At 60.9% G+C, this 20,671-nt stretch carries 22 protein-coding genes and 1 riboswitch; of the genes, 11 read left to right on the top strand and 11 right to left on the bottom strand.

The features are described from left to right. Positions 1-11: 11 nt before the first annotated feature. On the bottom strand, positions 12-779 hold the full coding sequence (locus ACLB1Z_RS02085; RefSeq protein ID WP_409561823.1) for a M48 family metallopeptidase: 768 nt from the start codon (positions 777-779) through the stop codon (positions 12-14). 187 nt (positions 780-966) lie between these two features. Beyond that, entirely contained in the window at positions 967-1,575 is a 609-nt protein-coding gene (locus ACLB1Z_RS02090; protein WP_013945667.1) for an SCO family protein, read from the bottom strand. 107 nt (positions 1,576-1,682) lie between these two features. Between ACLB1Z_RS02090 and ACLB1Z_RS02095 the strand changes: the two genes are divergently transcribed. The 3 genes from ACLB1Z_RS02095 (at position 1,683) to ACLB1Z_RS02105 (ending at position 4,266) form a co-directional block, all read left to right on the top strand. Then, the gene (locus ACLB1Z_RS02095) at positions 1,683-2,072 is read left to right on the top strand and encodes an MAPEG family protein (RefSeq protein ID WP_409561824.1); all 390 of its coding nucleotides are present in this window, start codon (positions 1,683-1,685) and stop codon (positions 2,070-2,072) included. A gap of 78 nt (positions 2,073-2,150) precedes the next feature. Further along, positions 2,151-3,539, top strand: coding sequence for an ActS/PrrB/RegB family redox-sensitive histidine kinase (locus ACLB1Z_RS02100; protein ID WP_409561825.1), 1,389 nt, complete (start codon positions 2,151-2,153; stop codon positions 3,537-3,539). A 145-nt stretch (positions 3,540-3,684) separates the two neighbouring features. Continuing rightward, complete coding sequence (locus tag ACLB1Z_RS02105) at positions 3,685-4,266, top strand: ActR/PrrA/RegA family redox response regulator transcription factor (RefSeq protein WP_013945670.1); 582 nt, start codon at positions 3,685-3,687, stop codon at positions 4,264-4,266. 34 nt (positions 4,267-4,300) lie between these two features. On the opposite strand, the gene ACLB1Z_RS02110 is transcribed toward ACLB1Z_RS02105, so the two are convergent. Beyond that, positions 4,301-4,813 carry an MmcB family DNA repair protein gene (locus tag ACLB1Z_RS02110; protein ID WP_409561826.1) on the bottom strand — a complete coding sequence of 171 codons (513 nt, stop codon included), beginning with the start codon at positions 4,811-4,813 and terminating at the stop codon, positions 4,301-4,303. A 114-nt stretch (positions 4,814-4,927) separates the two neighbouring features. Between ACLB1Z_RS02110 and ACLB1Z_RS02115 the strand changes: the two genes are divergently transcribed. Beyond that, positions 4,928-6,685: an AAA family ATPase gene (locus tag ACLB1Z_RS02115; RefSeq protein WP_409561827.1), complete on the top strand. Its 1,758-nt coding sequence runs from the start codon at positions 4,928-4,930 to the stop codon at positions 6,683-6,685. Next, entirely contained in the window at positions 6,682-7,539 is an 858-nt protein-coding gene (locus ACLB1Z_RS02120; protein ID WP_409561828.1) for a hypothetical protein, read from the top strand. The genes ACLB1Z_RS02115 and ACLB1Z_RS02120 overlap by 4 nt, the downstream gene beginning before the upstream one ends. Before the next feature lie 48 nt (positions 7,540-7,587). Here ACLB1Z_RS02120 and ppk2 read toward each other — a convergent pair whose 3' ends face one another. Both ppk2 and ACLB1Z_RS02130 read right to left on the bottom strand, forming a co-directional pair. Beyond that, positions 7,588-8,574, bottom strand: coding sequence for a polyphosphate kinase 2 (gene ppk2 / locus ACLB1Z_RS02125; RefSeq protein WP_409561829.1), 987 nt, complete (start codon positions 8,572-8,574; stop codon positions 7,588-7,590). Positions 8,575-8,753: 179 nt separating this feature from the next. Then, positions 8,754-9,314: a GcrA family cell cycle regulator gene (locus ACLB1Z_RS02130; protein ID WP_409561830.1), complete on the bottom strand. Its 561-nt coding sequence runs from the start codon at positions 9,312-9,314 to the stop codon at positions 8,754-8,756. 673 nt (positions 9,315-9,987) lie between these two features. Here ACLB1Z_RS02130 and ACLB1Z_RS02135 point away from each other — a divergent pair. From ACLB1Z_RS02135 to ACLB1Z_RS02145, 3 genes are read left to right on the top strand one after another with little or no spacing between them, the layout of a single operon-like run. After that, positions 9,988-11,160 (top strand): aspartate aminotransferase family protein, encoded by a 1,173-nt coding sequence (locus ACLB1Z_RS02135; protein ID WP_409561831.1) that lies wholly within the window; start codon positions 9,988-9,990, stop codon positions 11,158-11,160. Next, positions 11,160-12,134 carry an ornithine carbamoyltransferase gene (gene argF / locus ACLB1Z_RS02140; RefSeq protein WP_409561832.1) on the top strand — a complete coding sequence of 325 codons (975 nt, stop codon included), beginning with the start codon at positions 11,160-11,162 and terminating at the stop codon, positions 12,132-12,134. Before ACLB1Z_RS02135 ends, argF begins: the two co-directional genes overlap by 1 nt. A gap of 15 nt (positions 12,135-12,149) precedes the next feature. After that, positions 12,150-13,109 carry an Hsp33 family molecular chaperone HslO gene (locus ACLB1Z_RS02145; RefSeq protein ID WP_409561833.1) on the top strand — a complete coding sequence of 320 codons (960 nt, stop codon included), beginning with the start codon at positions 12,150-12,152 and terminating at the stop codon, positions 13,107-13,109. A gap of 30 nt (positions 13,110-13,139) precedes the next feature. Here the strand turns inward: ACLB1Z_RS02145 and ACLB1Z_RS02150 are convergent, their stop codons facing one another. The 4 genes from ACLB1Z_RS02150 to metZ all read right to left on the bottom strand — a co-directional run bounded on the left by ACLB1Z_RS02150 (position 13,140) and on the right by metZ (position 16,787). After that, a complete protein-coding gene (locus tag ACLB1Z_RS02150) occupies positions 13,140-13,709 on the bottom strand; it encodes a histidine kinase (protein ID WP_409561834.1) in 570 nt (189 codons plus the stop codon). 224 nt (positions 13,710-13,933) lie between these two features. Continuing rightward, positions 13,934-15,103 (bottom strand): acetylornithine deacetylase, encoded by a 1,170-nt coding sequence (argE, locus tag ACLB1Z_RS02155; RefSeq protein ID WP_409561835.1) that lies wholly within the window; start codon positions 15,101-15,103, stop codon positions 13,934-13,936. Between the two features lie 14 nt (positions 15,104-15,117). After that, on the bottom strand, positions 15,118-15,567 hold the full coding sequence (gene apaG, locus ACLB1Z_RS02160) for a Co2+/Mg2+ efflux protein ApaG (protein ID WP_024275115.1): 450 nt from the start codon (positions 15,565-15,567) through the stop codon (positions 15,118-15,120). Between the two features lie 8 nt (positions 15,568-15,575). Further along, on the bottom strand, positions 15,576-16,787 hold the full coding sequence (gene metZ, locus ACLB1Z_RS02165) for an O-succinylhomoserine sulfhydrylase (RefSeq protein ID WP_409561836.1): 1,212 nt from the start codon (positions 16,785-16,787) through the stop codon (positions 15,576-15,578). A gap of 70 nt (positions 16,788-16,857) precedes the next feature. Further along, positions 16,858-16,935, bottom strand: a riboswitch (SAM riboswitch). Positions 16,936-17,073: 138 nt separating this feature from the next. On the opposite strand from metZ, the gene ACLB1Z_RS02170 reads away from it, so the two are divergent. Then, complete coding sequence (locus tag ACLB1Z_RS02170) at positions 17,074-18,198, top strand: 2'-deoxycytidine 5'-triphosphate deaminase (protein ID WP_409561837.1); 1,125 nt, start codon at positions 17,074-17,076, stop codon at positions 18,196-18,198. A 90-nt stretch (positions 18,199-18,288) separates the two neighbouring features. Here ACLB1Z_RS02170 and ACLB1Z_RS02175 read toward each other — a convergent pair whose 3' ends face one another. Beyond that, positions 18,289-18,642: a DUF1428 domain-containing protein gene (locus ACLB1Z_RS02175; RefSeq protein WP_409561838.1), complete on the bottom strand. Its 354-nt coding sequence runs from the start codon at positions 18,640-18,642 to the stop codon at positions 18,289-18,291. Between the two features lie 90 nt (positions 18,643-18,732). Beyond that, positions 18,733-19,059: an ArsR/SmtB family transcription factor gene (locus ACLB1Z_RS02180; protein WP_013945689.1), complete on the bottom strand. Its 327-nt coding sequence runs from the start codon at positions 19,057-19,059 to the stop codon at positions 18,733-18,735. Positions 19,060-19,216: 157 nt separating this feature from the next. On the opposite strand from ACLB1Z_RS02180, the gene ACLB1Z_RS02185 reads away from it, so the two are divergent. After that, positions 19,217-19,990: an SDR family NAD(P)-dependent oxidoreductase gene (locus ACLB1Z_RS02185; protein ID WP_409561839.1), complete on the top strand. Its 774-nt coding sequence runs from the start codon at positions 19,217-19,219 to the stop codon at positions 19,988-19,990. A 227-nt stretch (positions 19,991-20,217) separates the two neighbouring features. Then, positions 20,218-20,556, top strand: coding sequence for an HU family DNA-binding protein (locus tag ACLB1Z_RS02190; protein ID WP_013945692.1), 339 nt, complete (start codon positions 20,218-20,220; stop codon positions 20,554-20,556). Positions 20,557-20,671: the final 115 nt, after the last annotated feature.

The raw sequence follows: 20,671 nt of genomic DNA on the forward strand, positions 1-20,671 counted from the left end.
GGGATGCGCTGTCAGTGTCCGCGACAGTGGGCAGGGCCATAGCGGTGAAGATCGGGACCGAGCACCTGCAACCATTGCTTGGCGCTTTCAAAATCCGGACAGATCTTTTTGACGAGCGCCCAGAAGCGCGGGCCGTGATTCATCTCGATGAGATGGGCCACCTCGTGCGCGGCAACGTAATCGAGCACGAACGGGGGCGCGAGGATCAGGCGCCACGAGAAAGACAACGCGCCAGTCGTCGAGCAGGAACCCCAGCGGCTCGTTTGATCGCGGATCGCAATGCGCTTGGCCTGGAGCGATAGCGGACGCGTGTGTTTTTCGACGCTCGCTGCGAGATCGCGTTTGGCTTCCTCGAAAAGCCAGCGCGTCAAACGGTTGGGCGCCAAGTCTTCGTCGCCAGGAACGACGATCGATGGATGTGTGCCGCGCTTGTCGATGGCGATGACGCGTGAGCGCTTCTGGCCTGAGAAGGTAATCGTGTGCGGAACGCCGCGCAGCGGCATGGCGGCGGCGTGTTCGAACGGCACATGGTTCGGCAAGCTGTCGAGGCGGGCGCGAACCCAATCGATGTGACGATTGAGGAAGGTGCCCGCTTCGTCGAGATCGCATTGCAGTGGCAGCGTGACGATCACGGCGCGGCGCGTGCGACTTACGCGGAGCGTAAGACGCCGGGCGCCGGGATGACGACGCACTTCCAACTGCGCACCGATGTCTTCGAGGCGGACGGATCGTGTTTTGGAACTCAAGTCGATGGCGCGCCGTCCGTTCATGATCCTCATGCGCTCTGCCCCCTAAAGCCGACGCGCATCCAAGTGATGCAACGAAGTGCCGATCGCGAATGGTCGATCAATACAGCACGATGATGACCTATCAAGGTTCTCGTCGTCGCTCCAGATGCAATGTCACAGGGATGTTCCAGCATGTGAAAGTGTGGCCCGCGGGTCTCAGGAACGAATCGCCGCTTGCTCACTGCGGAAGTGCCCTGTCCAACGAAGCAACGAGCTGATCGACATCGTTCGTATGCGGGATCGGCGCGAGCAGTTTTCCATCTTTCCCCATCAAATAAAAGATCGCGGAGTGATCGATGGTGTAGCTCTTGGGATCCTTTTCATCGGCGACTTTCTGGTAATAGACGCGATAAGCCTTCGCAGTCGCTGCGATTTCGCTTTCTGTCCCGGTGAGACCAACAAGACGCGGACTGAACGCCTTAACGTATGTCGCCATCTTCTCGGGCGTATCCTGAGCAGGGTCCAGTGTGATGAAGATCGGCACGATGTCGTCGGCGCGCTTGCCGAGCTTGTCGAGTGCGGCGGACATCACTTGCAGGCCTGCGGGGCAGATGTCCGGGCAGTTTGTGTAACCGAAGAACACCAGCATGTAGCGGCCGAGGTAGTCCTTGTCGGTTACGCGCTTGCCGGTGTTGTCGATCAAGCTGAACGGTCCGCCGACGGAGGGGCGCCCGGAGACGGTCGACTGACCTTCTATCGTCGAACTCGGACTTCTGAGTGCAATAAATCCGAGCGCCGTGCCGGTCAGCAAGCCGGCAAAGGCGAGAGCTATCGTCGTGCGATTCATAATCTTGATGTCTCCAACTCGCATTGGCTAGAAATGTTGTCGGGCGCCGAAGTCGCCGCATCGATGGAGCGGCCCTTCGCTCGGAACCCGCAAGCAAAGGTCTCGACATGCCCGTTGCGATTACAGCCCTCTACTTCGGCATCCTGGCTCTCATTATCGTTGCAATGGGGATCAACGTTACGGTGCATCGTTTCCGATATGGCGTGATGCTCGGTGACGGTGCACAGAACGTGTTGAAGCGCATGGTCCGCATACACGGCAACACCGTCGAAAACATTCCCCTCTGTGCGCTGCTCATGGCTCTCTATGAACTCAACGGCGGCGACAAGATAGTGCTGCATGCGGCAGGCATCGCTCTCATCGCGGGTCGGGTACTTTTCGCGGGACCTTTATGGTTTCACGATGGGCCAAGCCCCATCCGGGCGAGTGGGGTAACCCTGACATGGGCTACAACCGCGCTTCTAGCAATGCTAAATATTCTGCAGTTGCGTTCATAGCGCGAGCGCATACGTGACGACCGTGCGACGTGAAGTCACGACATTCAACATTGGATCATTGCGTTTATGAGCACGTCAATGGATGGCCCTCCTGCGGGGCAGCTTCTGAAAGGCATCGTCAACGAGCGCGAGAGTCAATTGCGGCTCGTCACTAGCGTTCGCCTGAGATGGGTGGCGGTGCTGGGGCAGCTCGGCGCGATATCCGCCGTGACACTGCTTTACGGTTTTCCTTTGAATATCGGCAGTTGTCTCGTGCTGATTGCGGCGTCGGCATGGCTCAACGTGTTCCTGTCCATTCGCTATCCGGCGCGCCATCGTTTGACGACACATTTCGCCTTTGCGCTGCTCGTTTACGATGTGTTGCAGCTCGCAGCGCTTTTGTATCTGACGGGCGGGATCCAGAATCCCTTCGCGGTTTTGTTGGTTGCGCCGATCACGGTCGCATCGGCGACGCTGCCGCCACGTTACACGCTTTTTCTCGGCGCGATGGTGATCGCCGCCGGAACGCTGCTCATCAGCCATCACTATCCGTTGCCGTGGTACCAGGGCATGCGGTTCGATCTGCCACGAGATTACAAGGTCGGTGCGTTGATCGCGCTGATCTCGACGATGGGCTTCATGGCCTTTTTCACATGGCGATTGAACAAGGAATCGCGGCAGATGTCGGTGGCGCTTGCCGCAACTGACATGGTTCTCGCGAGCGAACAGCGCCTGCACGCGCTCGATGGTCTGGCGGCTGCGGCGGCCCACGAGCTGGGTACGCCGCTGTCGACGATCGTTCTGGTTTCGAAGGAGCTTGAATATGAGCTCGGCAAGGACAGCCCATATCGCGAAGATCTTCAGCTCTTGCACAGCCAGGCGCGGCGGTGCCGTGAAATTCTGCAGAAGCTGACGCGCAAGCCCGACGAGCAGGATCCGATGCATGCGAGCCTGACCGTTGTCGAGCTTCTCGAAGAAGCTTCGGCGGCGCATCGGTCCGCGGGCAAGCGCATCATCATCTCGGCCAATCCGCTGCCCGGACTCGATGACGAAGTGCGGATCGAACCTGTCGCGCACCGGCGACCGGGTGTGATCTACGGCCTCGGCAACCTGATTGAGAACGCCGTGAGCTTTGCGCAGTCGGAGGTGCAACTGTCGGCGCGCTGGAACGGCTCGCACGTTTACTTCACGATCACCGACGACGGTCCGGGCTTCGCGCCGGAAATGATGGACTCGATCGGCGAGCCCTACGTCACTTCTCGACGTTATGAGGATAAAGGCGAGCACGGCCATTCAGGCCTCGGGCTTGGGCTTTTCATCGCCAAGACGTTGCTGGAGCGGTCGGGGGCAACGGTGACGTTTTCGAACCTGTCGCCTCCCCGCCGGGGGGCTAACATCCAGATTTCGTGGCCAAGAACGGCGTTCGAGCTGCCGCCGGGGGCCTTCAATTGGCCGGGACGGCGTGGTATGCCTCTAAATGCGGCCTAGACTGGCAATTTGCCGCTAAAGCCCTATCTTTTATTGCCCGCGAAGTAACCTTTCGGGTTGCTTTTTGCTTGCTTAAGGGACGTTAGCCCTTTAGGCCGCATAAGAAATATGGCCTGTCATGAAAAAAGCTAACGGATAAACCGTGATGCGGGAGGCTCCCTTGGTTACCGAAGACCTGTCTTTTAAGCAGGATGAATTGCCGGCCGACCGTTCGTTGGTCATCGTCGATGACGACCGGTCCTTCTTGCAACGTCTGGCGCGCGCAATGGAGCTTCGCGGCTTCGAAGTCCGCTTTGGCCACTCGGTTGCGGAAGGCGTCGATCTGATCCGCGAGAAGGCTCCGGCTTTCGCCGTTGTCGATATGCGCCTTGAGGATGGTTCAGGCCTCGACGTCATTGCCGAACTGGCGAAGGCTCGTCCCGACTCGCGCGCTATCGTGCTGACGGGTTACGGCAACATCGCGACGGCCGTTTCGGCTGTGAAACTCGGCGCTGTCGACTATCTCGCGAAGCCTGCCGATGCTGACGACGTGACGGATGCACTTCTGGCACCGACGGACGCGAAAGCGCCGCCGCCGGAAAACCCGATGTCGGCTGATCGCGTGCGCTGGGAACACATTCAGCGCGTCTATGAGCTTTGCAATCGCAATGTCTCGGAGACGGCACGCCGGCTCAACATGCATCGCCGCACGCTGCAGCGGATTTTGGCGAAGCGCGCGCCGAAGTAAGCGCGCTGCTTTCGCAACTGCTACCTCACACGACTTATTCGATCGCGAGGCCGGGGTCGATCTGCGCCAGCAGACGCATCGACGCCGTGCGCGCGATCGCTATCGTTAACGCCTTCCGCCGCGCGGCCGTAAGCGGATGCGATGGCGGCGGACGTACCAAATCTCCAGCATAGGCGTCGGCGAGAATAAGCCCAGTATCGGGCGGCAGGATCTCCGATGGAAAATCGGGCGCCACCGCAAAGAGCAGCGCATCGCAGTACTCACGGTACTCCGGCCATTTCTGATCGGCGCGGAAGTCGGCAATGCTCGACTTGATCTCTACGATCCAAATCTCGCCGTTGCGTCCGATAGCGAGAACGTCGGCGCGACGGCCGTTGCCGAGTGTGATCTCGTGCAAACTTTCGAAGTTGAGTGTGCGCAGCAGACGCTGCGTCCCGCGCAGGATTGCGCGTGCCCGCTCGTAGTTGCGCACGACCTCGGTAGCCGCGCTGTCCGTATTCGGGACAGGCTGAAAAGGATTCGTTGAGGAAGAGGAACCGTCGGTCATGGTCCCGCCATTATGACCGTGCGACTGTTGCAGACAAGCTGGCAGCGGGGGCGGCCTCTTGGTCGTCCAAAACGTCGTTCGAGGGGCTAGGGTCCCAGGGGGGAGAGCGTGCGAATGGTCTTCTGGCGCAACAGATCGGAGAAGAAGGCCGAGGCGCCGGTTACAATCGAAGCGGAAACGCCGCCACCGATCACTACCGTCAAGCCGGCAGCAGCGGAGCAGCCCGCGGCGGAGGCCGCGGTGGACACAGTTGATGCTATCGAGGCCGAAGCATCAACCAATGTGGTGACGCTCGTGACCAGTCGGCTTGCTGATCGCCTCGCGGATGTTGCGCCCACCGGCGAGCGTGGCGCGGCAAAGGAACAGCGCTCCGTCTCTGAGATGCCCGCGCGCGATCTGGCGCAGATCAAGCCGGTCGAGCAGACGCATTTCTTCGGACAGAAGCGAGCCATCGGCAAAATTCGCGCGGCGCTCGGTGCCGGTCGCGGCGAACATCTTCTCATTCTGGGTGAGCCGGGCACCGGCCGATTGGAACTCGCGGAAGCGCTCGGCACCGAAGTGGACCGTGCGCCTGCCGCCGACTGGATCTTCGTGGTGGATCCCAACGCGCCGTCGCGAGCTAAAGGATTCGAGTTGCCGCCGGGCGAAGGCGCGCGGTTCCGGCGTGATACGAGAATTACGCTGGACAAAGCGTGCGCGGCGTTTGGACGTTATCTAAAAAGCGAAGAGCACCGCATCAGTCTCGATCTCCTCGAAGAAGACATGCGCTATCGCAGCGAGCGCGCGGTCGAATCCATTCGTCGCCGCGCTGAAGCGCAGAATATTGCGGTTGTGAAATCTCTCGACGGTTACGTGCTGGCGCCGATGCATGAAGGGCGCGTCGTGCGCTCGGATGTTTTTCGGGCGCTTCCGGAAGCTTTGAAACGCAACGTCGAAGCGAAGATCACGGTGCTCGAAGATGAGTTGCAGTCGATTGTCGCGACGTTGCCGGACGCCGAATTCGAAGCCAGCGAGAAGCATGATGTACTCATTCGTCAAGCGGCGCTGAGGACATTGCGTCCGGGATTGGCTGCCGTTCGGCGCGCTTATGCCGACGGGCTTTCCATCGGCGCGGCGCTCGATGCCATCGAAGAGGCGTTTCTTTCGGCGGCCACACGCCATGCAGGAACCGAGACTTTCTCGCCGGTCATTTTTCTCGATTCCGAGGACGTGCAACTCGCAGATCCGACGGTGCCGAGTAAAGTCGTCATTGCGCGGCAGGCGTCAGCAACCGATCTGCTCGGCGAAGTCAGCCGCGATGCGCTGGGGTTTCCCGTTCTTCTTCCCGGCCACTTGATGCGTGCCGGGTCGGGGATCGTCATCGTCGAGGCGTGGCGGCTTGCTGCCGATCCGGCGGCTTGGCTGGCTCTCAGCGCCACAATCCGCAGCAAGCAAATTTCTCCGCTCAGTGCGCCGGGCGTCGGCGTAAAGATTGATCCGATGCCGTTTGCTGCGACCGTCGTGCTGGTCTCGGATGCGCAGTCGTGGTCGAAGCTCGAAGCCATTGAGCCCGGTATTGCGCGATATTTTCCGCACGTCGCAAAGCTCGCAGACACGGTGCCGATGTCGGAGCTCAGCGAAGACGATTTTGCGAAAGGCGCGGCGCGGTTGGCGGTCGATCACGGTCTTCGCCCGATTAACGCCGGTGTTGCCCCGCTCATCTATAAGGATGCCGTTCGCCGCGGCGGCGGGCGTGTGTCGCTTGCCGGCATTCAGCTTCTGCATCTGCTGCAAGAGGCGGATGCCATTGCCGCAGATCACTCGGCGTCGCAAATTCGCGTTGCCGATCTCAACGCAGCGCTCGCCCGCCGCGCCGATGGCGATACGCCGTGATCGCCCACGTCGCCGAAGCATCGGAACTGAGCGGGCGGGTCGTGCTCTGGCTCGATCCGGAAGCCGAATATCCGGCGTCGCGGCTTGAGGCTCCGGTGCGCCTCGCGGCAGCTTATGGTGCCGAGATCGAGACAGTCGTCATTGCGGATGCCAGCAGCGGCTTGACCGAGGATGTGCCGATCCGCGTTATCGCGCCTTCCGGTGCCTCAGGTCGACGCGATTTCTCCGAGCATGATCACCGCTTCGAGCTTCTGGTGACGCGGTGCCGCCGGGCGGTCGACAATGTCGGCGCGGCGCACGGCGTTCGGGTGCGGCATGCTTTGGCCAGCGGCGATGCCGTCGACCGGATTTCCGAAATGTGTGTTGAACGCGGCCCTTGGAATATCGTTGCGCTGGGGCGGATGCCGGTGTCGGGCAGCGATAACGTCATCGGGACTTTGCTTGCGAACGTCAGCGGTGCGACCGGCTTTCTGCTCTGCGGACCGCAGCGAACGAAACAGCCGCGCGTGGTCGTGATCGTCGAAGATGCCGAACGTTTGACGTCGATGCTGCGGGCGGCCGAGCGGCTGTCGGGTCCGCGCGGGCCGGTGCATGTCGTCATCGGCGCCGATACGGCCGAGTCTTATGCCGAGATCGAAGCGCAGTCGCGGCTGATCGCGCTCGAATTCCATGTGCCGGTCGTGTTCGAAGAGGTCGGGCCGACGTTCGGCGTGCCCGAAGCGCTGACGGAAGTCGTTGCGCGGCTGCGGCCGAGCCTCGTCATCGCCGTGTTCGGGGGAGCGGCCATTGCGGACGGACGCGAGCTGTCGCGTGTGTCCGTCGTCGCGCGCGCGCCGATCCTGCTGGTGCGCTAGGCGCACAGCTATCGTCCACGGCGTAAAGCCGAGGATCACAAATACACTTCAATCTGATGCCTTCTCGACTTGCGGGTGGAAGAACTCCGGGCCGGAGCCGATGATCTGCGGGTCGTGCTTGCCGATGGCGTCGAGATCGCGGTCTTCGTAGTCGATGGCCAGCAGCACATGACGGATGGTTTCGAGGCGGGCGCGGCGCTGGTCGTTGGCGCGAACGACGACCCAGGGTGCAATCGCGGTGTGCGTGAAGCGGAACATCTCGACCTCGGCGCGAGTATAATCGTCGTAGCGGTTGAGCGAGGCCATATCGACCGGCGACAGCTTCCACTGTTTCAATGGATCTTGCGCGCGGTCGTGGAAGCGCTCGATCTGCATTTCGCGGCCGATGGTGAGATAAAACTTGAAGAGCTTGATGCCGTCGCGGACGAGCAGGCCTTCGAATTCGGGCGCCTCGCGGAGGAAAACGGCGAGTTGGTCTTCGGTGCAGAAGCCCATCACGCGTTCGACGCCGGCGCGATTGTACCAGGAGCGGTCGAACAGCACGACTTCGCCCGCCGTCGGCAGATGCACGGCATAGCGTTGGAAGTAGAGTTGTCCGCGTTCGGTTTCGGTGGGCTTGGGCAGAGCGACGGTGCGCGTGTTGCGCGGGTTCATGTGCTCGTTGAATGCTTTGATGCACGAGCCTTTGCCGGAGCCGTCGCGGCCTTCGTAGAGGCACAGAATGCGATTGCCGACCTTGAGATTGTACCTTTGCAGCTTCATCAGCTCGATCTGGAGCGCAAGAAGCCGCTCTTCGTAGTCCTCGCGCTTCATGCGCTTGTCATAGGGATAGCCGCCCGAACGCATGGCGGCGTCTTCGATTTCCTTTGGAAGCTTCGGATCGGACAGCGAGAAGCCTTTCGGCAAAGGCGACGCGTGCTCCAACGGCTCGTCGATGCCGCCGTTATGCACGGAGATCGCGGTGGCGGCCTCGTCGGGCAACGGCTCGTCTTCTAGTCTTTCGCGTTTTTTGTCTTTGTGCTTGTTCTTCGCCATTTACCATCTCCGGCACATAACGATGGCGAGCCTAGCATGCCGCTTCAAGGCGGTGTCGCGTGGGACTTGCGATGGTCAATCGCTTTCTAAAATGGGAAAGCCAGCAGCCACCCCCGCGACTGCTGGCTTTCCGCTTCTTCCGCCAAGCCTGCCCCCCAGCCGGCCGGCGGGCAATCCCGTCAGGATCTCTGTTTTGGATCGGTACCAGCGATGGCAGGCGCCGGAAGGCTGACCGCAACAGGCGCTTCGATCTCGGTGCGTTCGCGGCGACGCGGAGCGACCGGCTGGAACGCGCGGCGAGCATGCACCTCGCAATAGGGCAGCGCGGGCACCTTCGGCTTGCCGCAGAAATGGAAATCGGCAGATTGAGGATCGCCGATCGGCCAGCGGCAGCTGCATTCGCTCAGCGTCTGAATGGTTTTACGCTCGGCGACCGGAATCTCGATCTCCTCCGCAGGCGCCACGTAAGTTTCGGCGTCTACATAGAGGGCGCGCACGGCCGGATTGCCGACTTGTGCGAAGCGCGGTTTGTTGACGGGCCGTTTCACGTTCGCCAAGCGCGTGCGCGGGCGGTGTGATTTCATCCGCGAGGTGGTGGCGCGGCCGGAAAGGCCCAGGCGATGGACTTTGCCGATGACAGCGTTGCGCGTTACGCTGCCGAGGCGTCCGGCGATCTGGCTGGCGCTCAGTCCTTCAGACCAGAGTCTTTTTAAAAGGTCCACGCGCTCATCAGTCCACATAGCGTCGATTGCTCCCTCTCGAGCCGCATCAGCGGCGGAACACCCCCCGGTGCCCGCGGTTACCCCGGCCGAAATCGAGCCCATGCCAAGCGTGCGCAAACGAACGCGACGCGCGGCGAAGGACGACGGTCCCAAACCGGTTACAAACGCAAAAACTTGAGAAGACGCAGAACAGAAACGCGCGAGAGACGCGGGCGGCCGCCAACTGGCAGATTGCCCAAAGCGCGGTCAGAGCCGATACACAACCGATGATTTAGCGACTGGCGCCGCCATATCTCGTGGCCTGACTAGGTGAGATTACAACATGCTGAATCCCGCCTACAAGCCGGAGCTTTCACATTAGGGGTATTGACAGGGAAAAGTTGCGAGGAGGCCACAGACGATTCGCAGCAGGGGATATGTCAGATTTCCGTGCATGGCGGGGGGCGATTCAACCATAGGCATCTGGCGTTGAACTTTGGGTTCGGGATCGCGGGCGGCGCGATAGAGCTTTTATTGACAGCGAAGCCATCAGGAGGTATCAGGGGTTGTGATCGAGCCGCCGAATTTGGCGGCTTTTTGATTTTCTGCTCAGGGTTATCCACGCGCCATGGGAAGTTCCTCTGCTGCGTTGGGGAAAGCTCCCCGTAGCGCTTCAGACACAGCTGTTTCCAGCGGCCCATCGTCCGCTGTAATGGGCACATATGCTCGCCAGGACGTGATCTTCGTTCGCGGCGAAGGCTGTTGGCTGACATCCGACACCGGTGAGCGCTATCTCGATTTCGGCTCCGGCGTCGCCGTCAACGCGCTGGGGCATGCGCATCCGCAACTCGTCGCGGCGCTGAAAGCCCAGGCGGAAAAGCTCTGGCATACGTCGAACCTTTATCGCGTCGAAGGCCAGGAGACGGTTGCCGAGAAGCTGACGCGGCTGACGTTCGCCGACACGGTTTTCTTCTGCAATTCCGGGGCGGAAGCGTGCGAAGGCGCGATCAAGGTGGCGCGCCGCTATCATTATGTTTCCGGCCAGCCCGAACGGCAGCGGATCATTGCGTTCCGCGGCGCCTTCCATGGGCGGACGCTGGCGACGCTGGCTGCCGCGGGCAATGAAAAATATCTCGAAGGTTTCGGGCCGATGGTCGAGGGCTTCGACCATGTCGATCTCGGCGATATCGCGGCTGTCGAAGCGGTAATCGGGCCGGAAACCGCCGCGATCATGCTGGAGCCGATCCAGGGTGAGGGCGGAGTTCGCACGGCGACGCCGGAATTTTTGAAAGCCGTTCGCGAGCTTTGCGACAAGCATGGTCTGCTGCTCGTGCTGGACGAAGTCCAGACCGGCATGGGCCGTACTGGCAAGCTCTTCGCACACGAATGGGCAGGCATTACGCCGGACGTGATGGCGGTTGCCAAAGGCTTCGGCGGTGGCTTTCCGGTCGGCGCGGTGCTGGCGACGGCGGAAGCAGCAAAGGGCATGACGCCCGGCACACACGGTTCGACCTTCGGCGGCAATCCGCTCGGCATGGCGGTCGCCTCGACCGTCATCGACATTGTCTCCGAACCCGCTTTCCTCGAAGCCGTGCGTGATAAGACGCTGCGGCTGAAACAGGGTCTTGAAGGGCTCAAGGATCAGCACGCCGATCTTATCGAAGAGGTGCGTGGCGCCGGTCTGCTCATGGGGCTGAAGCTCAAGTCGCACGTCACGCCGCCGCAAGTGGTGAAAGCCGCCAACGCTGAAAAACTGCTGCTCGTCGGCGCGGGCGACAACTGCGTGCGCGTGCTGCCGCCTCTCATCGCGACCGATCAGGATATTTCCGATGGGTTGCTCGCTCTTTCCCGCGCGCTCGGCCGCGTGGCTGGTGAAACGTCCTGATGTCCGGCTTGGTAGAAGAGCTGGAGAAAGCTCCCGAATTCATGACCTCCAAACAGTCTCCTCGGCACTTCCTCGATATCTCAGATCTCGACGGCAAGACGCTGCGTAAGATCATCGACGCAGCGCACGCGATGAAGAAAGCGGGCAAGCGCGTTCCGAAGGAGCTGCGGCCGAAGGGCATCGAGGATCTCGTGCTGGCGATGATCTTCGAGAAGCCATCGACGCGGACCCGCGTTTCGTTCGATGTCGCTATGCGTCAGCTCGGCGGTGGCGGACTGGTTCTCAATCACACCGATTTGCAGCTTGGGCGCGGGGAGTCGGTCGCCGACACGGCGCGGGTGTTGTCGCGGTATGTCGACGGCATCATGATCCGCGCCAACGCGCACGCGACGCTGGCGGAGCTTGCGAAATATGCGACGATCCCGGTCATCAATGGTCTGACGGAAAAGAGCCATCCGTGTCAGGTGATGGCCGATATCCAGACGTTCGAGGAGCACCTGGGGCCGATCAAGGGCAAGACAGTCGCCTGGGTCGGCGACGGCAACAACGTTGCAGTGTCGTGGATGCATGCGGCGGTCCGCTTCGGCTTCAAGCTGCGGCTGGCGTGTCCGAAGGCGCTGTTCCCGGAAGATGAAGCCGTCGAGTGGGTCACACGCGAGAAGGGTGACGTCGAGATCGGGACGGACCCGGAGCGTGCTGTGAAAGGCGTCGATTGCGTCGTGACCGATACCTGGGTTTCGATGGGTCAGTCGGATGCGGCGAAGCGCAAGAAGATGCTGGCGCCCTACGCGGTCGATGAAAAGCTGATGAGCAAGGCAGCGAAGAACGCGATCTTCATGCATTGCCTGCCCGCCTATCGGGGCCATGAGGTTTCGGAAGCGGTGCTTGAGGGTCCGCAGTCGGTGATTTTCGACGAAGCCGAAAACCGTCTGCATGCTCAGAAGGCCATTCTGGCGTGGTGCTTCGGCGCCTGATGGAGGGTTCTGCCGATGCCGGTTGATGCACCGCCAGCGCCGCCTTCCATTCCGGCAGATGATGTCGTCGTCGCGTTTCGCACGCAGAATTCGAATATTCGCGGGCGTCTCGTTCGGCTCGGCGCCTCATTAGATGCGATCGTCACGCCGCACGCGATGCCCGATCTGCCGGGACGAGCGCTGTCGGAAGCGCTGGCGCTTGCGGCACTGTGCGGATCTGTGCTGCCGCAAGGCGGCAATCTCAATTTGATGATGCGCTCAGACGGGGCGGTGTCCATTCTCGTTGCGGATTACGCAGCGAGCGGAAAGCTGCGCGGCTATGCGCGGTACGATGCCGAGAAACTTAAGGCCTTCACGCAAGGTGCGACGCGATCCGATATCGCGGCGGCGTTCGGCGATGGACATCTGGCGATCACGCTCGATTCCGGGCCAGGCGAAGAGCGCTATCAGGGCGTGCTGGCGTTCGAGCACGCGCCGCTGTCGGGTACGGTCGCGGCCTACTTTCAGCAGCGCGAAAATCTGCCGACTTTCATTCGCTCGGCTGTCGCAGAGCAGTACGTCGGATCGCGACAGGAGGCACATCCTCAGTCGCGCTGGCATCGGCGGGCAGGCGGATTGATGGTGCAGAGCCTCGGCGCATCGGACGAGAGCGAGGGCCTGAGCGACGACGACTGGAAGCGCGTCGAAATGCTGGCGGCGACGGTTGAAGATCATGAGCTGCTCGACCCTGGGCTTTCTGTCGAGCGACTGTTGTTGCGGCTGTTCCACGAAGAAGCCGTGGCGGTCGAGCGGGTTATTCCGCTTTCGGCGTTCTGCCGGTGCAGCCGGGACAAGGTCGAGAACGTGCTCTCGGCGTTCGGTGCGGCCGAGCTGTCGGACATGCTGGATGACAACGGCAAGATCGTCGTCACGTGCGAATTCTGCACGAGGCGTTACGTCTTTTCGCCGGATGAGCTGCGGGAGAGCGGGGGCTAGCTCGTTGCCCCGCCGCAATCCGCGCTGGCGTTATTGTCCCGGAAGAGCGCCGTTCGCCGCCTGACCGACTTGGCCGCCCTGTTCACGCGGGTCGCTGTTTTGCGGCTTCGTTCCAGACAGGTCGTACTCGGTCTTCGAACGGGCGCTGGCGATCTGGTTGGCGTCGAGCTTACATGTTCCAGACTTGTCCATCAGGACGAAAGCCGGGTTCGGCTTGTCAACGAATTCCTGGCGCGAAACTTTGCCGTCGCCGTTGGCGTCGAAGTATTTGAGGTCGGCCGTCACGAACATCTTGTCGACGTTCGTCAGGTTCTGCCATTCGGTGACGTCGAGAAAATCGTCGTGGTTGGCGTCGGCGCCGTTGAACAGATCCTCGGCGTAGGACTTCCACTCGTCACAGGTGACAACGCTATCGTGATTCTGGTCCCAGCTTCCGGCCGCCTGAAGATAAGCGCGGTCGACTTCGGAAATCGTGTTGCCGCTGCCGAACGGGTTGATCGAGCCGACACTCGGGAGCGAGGCCGTGGAACAGCCGCCCAGGGCGATCGCCGCTGAAATCGCGCACGCGGATGCGGTGAGCAGGTAGATGCGTTTCGACATGGGCGCGTCTCTTAAATTGCGATGCTCGGCGGCTTGGCTGATTGGTACGCCGAACAGTGGGTCGGAAGCACGGCGCTAGCGGAAAAAAGTCGTGTGTTCGCTCAACTTGTCGCATGAGCTGTCGCATGTGTGCCACACATCTTGGCGGATCGTAAGTCTTTGAAGACGCTTGTACTTTTCGGTTTATGCCTCAATTGGAGCGAAAAAGCACGGTTTGAGGGCGATCACGTCTCGGCCCAGTCGCCGAGGCGGTCGAGAAAATCCATGCATTTCGCAATCTGGCTTTCGGCAATCCACTCGTCGGCGGTGTGGGCCTGCGCGATGTCGCCCGGGCCGCAGACGACGGCGGGAGCGCCTGCCTCCTGAAAGAGACCGGCCTCGGTGCCGTAGGAGACGCCGTAGGTTTCGTTTTGTCCGGTGAGCTTCAACGCGAGCGCGACGACCTCGGATTTTCGCTCGGCGCCGAACGGGGGAACGGCATTGACGCGTTCAATACGGATGTCGGCTTCCGGTGCGATTTCGTGCATTTCGGGAAGACAGCGCTTTTCCGCGAAACGGCGCAGGCGCGTTTCGATCTCGTCCGGGTCGAGGCCCGGCAGTGCGCGAATATCGAAAACGAACGTGCAACCGACCGGCACGATATTCGTTGCGGTGCCGCCGTCGATCTTGGTGACTTGAAGCGTCGAATAAGGCGGCTCAAAGCGGATGTCGATCACGCGCTGCTTCAGCTCTTGCTCCATGCGCTCGAGTTCGCCGATGAGGCGCGTGGCGTAGGTGACGGCATTGACGCCGAGATGCGCCATGCTCGAATGCGCAGCGCGGCCTTTGACGTCGACCTGCCAGCGCACCGGCCCTTTGTGCGCATCGACGACCTGCATGCTCGTCGGTTCGCCGACGATGACCATGCGAGGCTTGGGAAGATCCTTGCCGAGTTCGGCGATCATCGGGCGGACGCCGATGCAACCGATTTCTTCATCGTAAGAAAATGCCAAGTGGATCGGCTTTTTGAGCTTGCGCGCCTTGTAGCTCGGAACGGCGGCAAGTGCGGAAGCTATAAAGCCCTTCATATCGGCGGAGCCGCGGCCGTAGAGCTTGCCGCCTTCGGATCGCAGCGTGAACGGATCGCTGGTCCAGGTCTGGCCATCGACCGGCACGACGTCGGTGTGGCCCGACAGTGCAACGCCGCCCTCGTAGTCCGGTCCTATGGTCGCGTAGAGCGATGATTTCTGTCCGTCGTCGCTGACGATGCGACGCGAGGCGACGCCGTGGCCTGCTAGATAATCTTCGACGAAAGCGATCAGCCCGAGATTGTTCTTCGAACTCGTCGTATCGAAGGCCACGAGGCGCGCGAGCAATTCGACGGGTGTGAAGCTTTTGCCTTTTGCTGCTCTCATCGGCTGATGGCCGGTCAGTTCATGCTGCGTCGGGTATAGGGGCTATCGAGCGAGAATGCCGGAATGGCCACTTCGAAAAGCTGGCCAGCCTCGTCTGTCATCTGATAGCTGCCGACCATGATGCCTTGCGGCGTCTTGAGCGGGCAACCCGACGTGTAGTGAAATGCCTTGCCTGGCTCGATGACGGGCGTCTGGCCGACGACGCCGGCGCCGCGCACTTCCTCGGTGCGGCCGTGCGCGTCGGTGATCCGCCACATGCGCGAGCGAAGCTGCACGGTCTCGTTGCCGTCATTGGAGATTTCGACGGCGTAGGACCAGACGAAATGGCTGTCCTCGGGAGAGGACTGCTCTTCCATGTACTTCGGCTCGACGCGGATGCGGATGCCGCGCGTCGTCGATTCGTAGGCGTGAAAGTCGTCAGCGGCCTGCCGTTTTGTCGGCGTTGTCGGCGTACTTTTACTCATGGCTCCCGTCACCCCGTCATCGTCTTCATCGCGTTGGCGAGATCGTCCGCCAAATCTTCAGCGGCTTCAAGCCCGATCGAAAGACGGATCATACCATCACTAATGCCGAGTTCCGAGCGCTGGTCGGGCGTCAGGCGGAAATGCGTCGTTGTGGCCGGATGCGTAACGAGGCTCTTGGCGTCGCCGAGATTGTTGGAAATGCGGATGATGCGGAGCGCGTTAAGGCACCGGAATGCACCGGCTTTACCGCCTTCGACCTCGAAGGCGACCATCTGGCCGCCGCCCGGCATCTGCTTGGCTGCAAGCGCCGCCTGCGGATGGTCGGCGCGGCCAGGGTAAATCACACGCGTCACGCCTTTGAGGCCAGTCAGCACGTCGGCGATCTTGGCTGCCGTTTCGCATTGGGCTTTCACGCGGATCGGCAGTGTTTCAAGGCCTTTCAGCATGACCCAGGCGTTGAACGGGCTCATTGACGGGCCGGTCTGGCGCAGCCATTCCTGGACATACTTGCCGACAAAGTCGGTCTTGCCGAGCACGGCGCCGCCGAGGCAGCGGCCCTGGCCGTCGATGTGCTTCGTCGTGGAGTAGACGACGATATCGGCGCCGAGCGCCAGCGGCCGTTGCAGCATCGGGGTCGCAAAAACGTTGTCCACGATGGTGAAGATGCCGTTGTCGCGGGCGATTTTGCAAACGCCGGCGATATCGACGAGTTCGAGCGTCGGGTTCGACGGCGTCTCGAAGAAGAACATCTTGGTATTCGGGCGAATGGCTGCCTTCCACGCGTCGAGGTCCTTGCCGTCGATCAGCGTCGCCTCGATGCCGAAACGCGGACAGAGCGTCTCGACGATGTAGCGGCAGGAGCCGAACAGCGCACGGGCGGCGACGATGTGATCGCCGGTTTTGACGTAGGACAGAATCGCGGCGGTAACGGCGGCCATGCCGGTCGCAGTGGCGCGGCATTCCTCAGCGCCTTCGAAGATCTTCAGGCGATCTTCGAACATCGAAATCGTCGGATTGCCGAAGCGGGTGTACTGGTAGCCTGGATCTTCCTGCTTGAAGCGGGCTTCGGCCTGCTCGGCGCTGTCGTAGACGAAGCCTTGGGTCAGAAACAGGCCTTCCGACGTCTCGCCCCAGTGCGAGCGGGTGATGCCCGCATGCACGAGCGCCGTTTCGGGCCGCCAAGCTGGATTGTTGTTCGGAAACTTCTCGTCATTCGCCATCGGCTTGGCCTTTCGCGCAATAAAAATCCCGGCTCCGTGCTGCCGGCTGACAAAAGCCGGGCGCGGGAAACCGGGAGCGCACTCGGCCCTTTAGCGAGTTGTTTAACGTGGCTGCAAGCCGGCCGGCCAAAGGACCACGAAATCGGCGTCGGGCTTACCGCTCGTGGCTGGTTGCGTCAAGAGGTGGCCTTGAGGGGCCCGCAAAGCGTGTATGGTGAAGATTGCTGCCCTTGGCGAAGACTTGCGGCTGCTCTAGACGGGGTGCGAAGGGGCTGAGCCGAAACGAATGACCAAAGCAGAAAAATCCACGTCAGTGAATAAACGGCGCGAGCGCGCGATCGGTATTCTGCCGTCGCAGGCGATTTCGCACATGATCGCAGACGGGGAGATCGTGCTGGCGGAGCCGCCCGCGGAAGGTCAGGTACAGCCTGCAAGTCTCGATCTGCGGCTTGGCGCGGTTGCCTATCGCGTGCGTGCGAGCTTTCTGCCGCGTCCGGGCGGCAAGGTGCAGGGCAAGCTCGACGAATTGGCGTTGCACACGATTAGCCTCAGCCAGGGTGCGGTTCTCGAAACGGGCTGCGTCTATATCGTGCCGCTGCTCGAAACGCTGGCGTTGCCGGCCGACATCGAAGCCTCGGCAAATCCCAAAAGTTCGACCGGAAGACTTGATGTTTTTACTCGCGTGATTGCCGACGGCGTCGGCGCGTTCGATCAGATTCCGCGCGGGTATCACGGGCCGCTTTATGCCGAGATCTGTCCGCAGACGTTTCCCATCGTGGTGCGCAAGGGATCGCGGCTGTCTCAGATCCGCTTTCGCAACGGGCCCGCCGCCGACAGCGACGAGGTACTGCGCGAGCTTCACGCCAAGGAACGATTGGTTTCGGCGCAGGACGCGGATATTGCAGGCGGCATCGCGCTGACCGTCGATCTTTCAGGTCACGGAGACGGTTTGGTTGGGTTTCGCGCGCGGCGGCACACGGGTGTCGTCGATGTCGATCGCGTCGGCGCTTATCCGATCGAAGACTATTGGGATCCGATCCACGTCAAGGATAAGCACCGGCTGATCCTTGATCCAGATCAGTTCTATATTCTGGCATCGAAAGAAGCTGTGCATGTGCCGCCGACACACGCGGCCGAGATGGTGCCGTTCAACCCGCTCGTCGGCGAGTTTCGTGTGCATTATGCGGGTTTCATGGACCCAGGCTTCGGGCATGCCGCGGCGGGCGGCAACGGATCACGCGTCGTGCTGGAAGTACGTTCGCACAAGGTGCCGTTCATTCTTGAAGACGGGCAGATCATTGGCAGGCTGATCTACGAGCGCATGATCGAGACGCCCGCGACGCTCTACGGGCAGGGCCTCAAGTCGAACTATCAAGGCCAAGGCCTGAAGCTCTCGAAGCATTTTAAGTAGGATTCGTTGATTGCGATTGGCGACTTGGCTTTGCCAAGCCGGCCGCCAATCGCAGGTTCTTTGTTGACGCGGATGCGTCGGCGAAAGCGCTTACATCTCGATGATCGGTTTGAAGCCGCCGTAGATCATGCGTTTGCCGTCGAAGGGTGTGACTTTCATCAGGGTGGCGAAGCGCGGATCGCTCATCACCTTCTTGTTCACGGCGTCGCGGTGCGCGCGCGAATTGAAGACGATCCAGGAAAAGACGACGACCTCGCCGTCCTTCAGTTTGACGGCCTTCGTAAACGACGTGTGCTTGCCGGGCGGGACGTCATCGCCGACGCATTCGACGTAGGCGAGCGCGCCGTGCTCGCGCCAAACCTTGCCGGCTCGTTTCGACAGTTTGCGATAGTCTTTCAATCGCTCGAATGGGACCGGCACGACAAAACCGTCGACGTAGCTCATCTTTCTCTCCCTAGCGGACCGTAATGTCCGCTCTGGAGATAGGTATCGCCGCGCGTCCGCCAAAGAGTTGCTGTCAGACGACGGGCCGTTTTAGCGCTTCTTTGATTTCTCGCTGGCTTTGAGGATCGAGGCGATAACGCCCGGAAAACGCTTGTCGAGTTCTGCGCAACGCAGCGAATTGACGACTTCGGTGCCGCGACGCTCGGAGCGGATCAGGCCCGCTTCGCGCAGCACCTGGAAATGATGCGACTGCGTCGATTTCGGCAAATCGGCCGGCGCGGCCTTGGAACAGTTCATGGCACAACCGCCGGTCGCCAGCGTTTTCACGATTTCGAGGCGTGTCGGATCGGCGAGCGCATAGAGCACGCTCTCAAGCGTCACGTCTTCAACTGCGGGATGAACAAAGGGCCTCTGCATAATCAAAAAGATAACCACGAGAATGTGAGATTTCAATAGTTCGGAGATCTTGAACTACCGCATAAGGGCATTATCTCCTGCATCGTCCGGGGCGCCAGTCGAATGGGCCGGCCAACCTTAGAAGGACAGATCGTTTGAGAAAAAACGCGAGAAGAACATGTCCAAATCTCTTGCCGGAAAGATCGCAGTCGTCACTGGCGCCAGCCGTGGCATTGGGCGCAGCATTGCCGAAACGCTCGCGGCCGAAGGCGCGCTGGTTGCCGTCCATTATGGAAAAAGCAAAGCTGGGGCCGATGAAGTCGTCGCAAAGATCAAGGCCAGCGGCGGGGATGCCTTCGCAGTCGGCGCCGATCTGACGAAGAAGGGCGCAGCGCAGGCGTTGTTCGCCGGCGTCGATCAGGAGTTGAAGCAGCGCACGGGCGACACCAGGTTCGATATCCTCGTCAACAATGCGGGCATTGCGCCGTTCGTCGGTTTCAACGAGACGACCGAAGACGTTTTCGATGAGATCTACAACGTCAACGTCAAATCTCTGTTCTTTATCACGCAAGAAGCGGTCAAACGTCTCAAAGACAACGGGCGCATCATCTCGACATCTTCCGGTGTCGTCCGCACGCCGCTTCCGGCGGTTGCAGCCTATTCGATGCTCAAAGCTCCTCTCGACAATCTGGCGAAATCCTTGGCGGTGGAACTCGGACCGCGAGGCATTACCGTCAATACCGTGGCGCCGGGCGTCATCAATACGGATATGGCCGCCGACTTTGTCAGCAATCCCGAGGGGCAGGCATTTGCAATCGGGAAGCAGGCACTGAAACGTATCGGTCAGCCCGAAGACGTCGCCGATGTCGTCGCCTTTCTGGCCAGTCCGAAGTCGCGTTGGATCACCGGTCAGACGGTCGATGTCACCGGCGGAAGCGTGCTGACCTTCTGATCTTTCGTCCCTACTTTCCCCTGTCGTTCATCCCTTCAGACGCCAAAATCCCGCATTTTGGCGTTTTTTTTGCGTCCAAGCGCTATGTCGCGCTTGCTTTCGGGCAACAAATGCTGCTCTTTTCGCCGACCTCATTCGAAAAAGGCCCTAAAACAGCGTGTTTTTGGACTTTGTCGATGTAGTGTTCGAACTGAAAGCGATTCGCATTCGCATCAAGAGGGATGACAATGGCAAAGGCAGCAGCGCCAGCAAAGAAAGCACCAGCCAAAGCGCCGGCTAAGGCTAAGATCGATACCGTCACGTTGAAGCACATGGCCGCGACGCTCGCGGAAACGCATGAGATCCCGAAGAAGCAGTCGGTTGCGCTGCTCGAAGATCTCGTTGCTCAGATCGCGAAGAACCTCAAGAAGGGCGCGCGCATCCGTATCGGTGGCCTCGGTGTTCTCCAGGTTCGCAAGCGCCCGGCACGTATGGGCCGCAACCCGGCAACGGGCGAAGCTATCAAGATCAAGGCTTCGAAGAAGATCGCTTTCCGCGCCGCGAAAGAGCTGAAAGAGTCGATCTAAGACTCGGCCTCAGCGGGGTTGAAATTTGAAAAGGCCGCCGGAGCCACGGCGGCCTTTTTTGTTGGCGCCGACGACTCCGCTTCGCGGAGCCGGCCGCCGGCGCGGGCATGTTGAA

Origin of the sequence: Hyphomicrobium sp. MC8b (genome assembly GCF_905067615.1) — a bacterium.
Classification (GTDB): domain Bacteria; phylum Pseudomonadota; class Alphaproteobacteria; order Rhizobiales; family Hyphomicrobiaceae; genus Hyphomicrobium_B.